We start from the raw sequence: 2,439 nt of genomic DNA, 5'->3' as shown, positions 1-2,439 counted from the left end.
ACCCAGCGGTCGGCCCGGGTCAGCACCGGCGAGTCGAGCATCACCACGCCGCGATACAACTGCGGGCAGCGCATGGCCGCGTGCAAATGCAATACGCCGCCGAGGGAATGGCCCACGCCCCACACCGGCTCGGGCTGCTGCTCCAGATGGTGGATCAGTTCGTCGACCAGGTTCTGCCAGTTGTCGTCCACCGGAAACCTGGGGTCGTGGCCGTGCTGCGGCAGGTGCGCGACTGCATATTCCGGGGCCAGGCCGGCAAACAACTTGCCGTAGGTGGCCGAAGGGAAGCCATTGGCGTGGGCAAAAAACACGTGCTGCGACATACCGGTACCATCTATAAAAACAGACACTGATTGTCACCACGCCCGGCCGTTACAGCAATGACCGTAACCGCCAGGAATGATGACACTCACGCCACGCCTATCGCGCCGGAGGGTTCTCGCCCAGGGGCACCACAGCCATGGTCAGGCGCGAGACGCAGCTGGACTTGCCATCATCATTGGTCAGGCGGATGTCCCACACTTGGGTGGTGCGGCCGATATGAATCGCCTTGGCCACCGCCGTCACCCGCCCGCTGCGCACCCCGCGCAAGTGGTTGGCGTTGACCTCCAGGCCGACGCAATAGAACTTACTCGTATCGATGCACAGGTAGGCCGCCACTGAGCCAACGCTTTCGGCCAGGACTACCGACGCGCCGCCGTGCAGCAGGCCGTAGGGCTGATGAGTACGGTGATCGACGACCATGCTGGCGGTCAGGGACTCTTCGTCGAAACTTTCGAAGCGAATATCCAGCAGCTCACCGATGGTGTTTTTCTGCTGGGCGTTGAGTTGCTCGATATCGGGTTGGGTGCGCCACAGGCTCATACCGTTGTCCTATTGGTTTTATGATGGCCCTAATCCTGCCACAGAATGACTTCGGTGCGCTCGCTCCACACCTGAAACTGTGGGCCGTAGGTCGATTCGATCACGTTGCGCTTGATCTTCAAGGTCGGCGTCAGAAAGCCGTTCTCCACCGCCCAACTGTCTTTCACCACCACCAATTGACGCAGTTGCTCATGCTTGTCCAGCGCCGCGTTGACCTGCTCCAGCCAGCGTTCAAGGCTGCTGTGCAAAGCCTGGCGCACATCCGCCGGCCCCACCGCCGACAGCACGCACAGGCCCATCGGCGCGGGCAGGCCGTCGCCGACCACACACACCTGTTCGATCCGCGCATGTTCGGCCAGGCGGTTTTCAATCGGCGCCGGGGCCACGTACTTGCCCTTGCTGGTCTTGAAGATTTCCTTGAGGCGGCCGGTCAGGCGCAGCCGGCCCTCGGCGTCCTGCTCGCCCTTGTCGCCGGTGCGCAGGAAGCCGTCGGGGGTGAGGGTTTCGGCGGTTTTTTCCGGGTCCTTGAAGTAGCCGAGCATGGTCGCGCCACTGCGCACCTGCACTTCGCCCTGCGGGTCGATGCGCACTTCAACGCCCGGACACGGCAGGCCGATCCAGCCGATCGCCTGCTGGCCGGGACGACACACATGGGAATAGCCGCAACTCTCGGTCATGCCATACACCTCCAGCACATCAAGCCCCAGACGCTGATACCAGCGCAGCAAGGCTTCAGGCACCGGCGCCGCACCGGACAGCGCAATGCGTACCGCGTCCAGGCCTAGACCGGCGAGCACCTTGCGGCCCACGCGCTTGCCGATGAAAGGCAGCCGCAACAGGCGGTCCAGGCGCTTTGCCGGGATCTTGCTGTAGACGCCCATCTGGAATTTGGTCCAGATACGCGGCACCCCGAACAGCGCCGTCGGCCGCGCCCGGCGCAGGTCCGCCAGAAAAGTCTCGAGGCTTTCGGCGAAATACACGGTTTGCCCGGTATAGATCGCAGCCATCTCCACAAACATCCGCTCCGCCACATGGCACAAGGGCAGGTACGACAGCAGCCGGTCGTCCTCCCCCAGGCCGAACAATTCGGTGCCTCGCGTGGCGGCAAAGCCCAAGGCATCGAAGCTGTGCATCACGCCTTTGGGCAGGCCGGTGGTGCCGGAGGTGTAGATGATAGTGGCCAGGTCCGAAGCGGCAGGTCGCGGCTCATCCTGGATCGGTGAATAGGCTTGCAGGTCGGCCCAACTGAAATCAAAGTCGCCCGCCGGGCACAGCGGCAGGCTGATGGTTGGCACGTCGGCTGGAACCCCGGGCGCCATGGAGGGCCAGTCATCGAGCTTGCCGATCAATACCAGCACCGCCTCGGAGTGCTTCAGCACATGGGCGACGGAATCGGCGGTGAGGTTGGGATAGAGCGGCACCGAGACATGCCCGGCCATCCAGATGGCCAGGTCGGCAATGATCCAGTGCGCGCAGTTTTTCGAGATCAGGGCAATGTGCGACCCCTGGGGCAGTTCCCTGGCGCGCAGCCAGTGGGCGGCGCAGCGGGCCTGGTGGCCGACCTCGCCCCAGGTC

Annotated in this window: 3 protein-coding genes; all 3 read right to left on the bottom strand. The window is 63.8% G+C overall.

What is annotated here, in order from left to right:
• Window positions 1-323: alpha/beta fold hydrolase (locus L9Z73_RS29115; RefSeq protein WP_247408311.1), on the bottom strand; the 323-nt coding region annotated here is incomplete at its 3' end.
• Window positions 324-420: 97 nt separating this feature from the next.
• The gene (locus L9Z73_RS29110) at window positions 421-864 is read right to left on the bottom strand and encodes a hotdog fold thioesterase (protein ID WP_247408308.1); all 444 of its coding nucleotides are present in this window, start codon (window positions 862-864) and stop codon (window positions 421-423) included.
• Between the two features lie 29 nt (window positions 865-893).
• On the bottom strand, window positions 894-2,439 hold a 1,546-nt coding region (locus L9Z73_RS29105), incomplete at its 5' end, for an AMP-binding protein (RefSeq protein ID WP_247408306.1).

Source organism: Pseudomonas emilianonis, from assembly GCF_023072625.1.
GTDB lineage: Bacteria > Pseudomonadota > Gammaproteobacteria > Pseudomonadales > Pseudomonadaceae > Aquipseudomonas > Aquipseudomonas paraveronii.
Note: the sequence above shows the minus strand (reverse complement) of the source record. Positions and strands in the feature narration are given on the sequence as shown.

Excerpts from the sequence above, each read along its gene's own strand:
- L9Z73_RS29110 (WP_247408308.1), bottom strand. The coding sequence starts at position 864 with ATGAGCCTGTGGCGCACCCAACCCGATATCGAGCAACTCAACGCCCAG.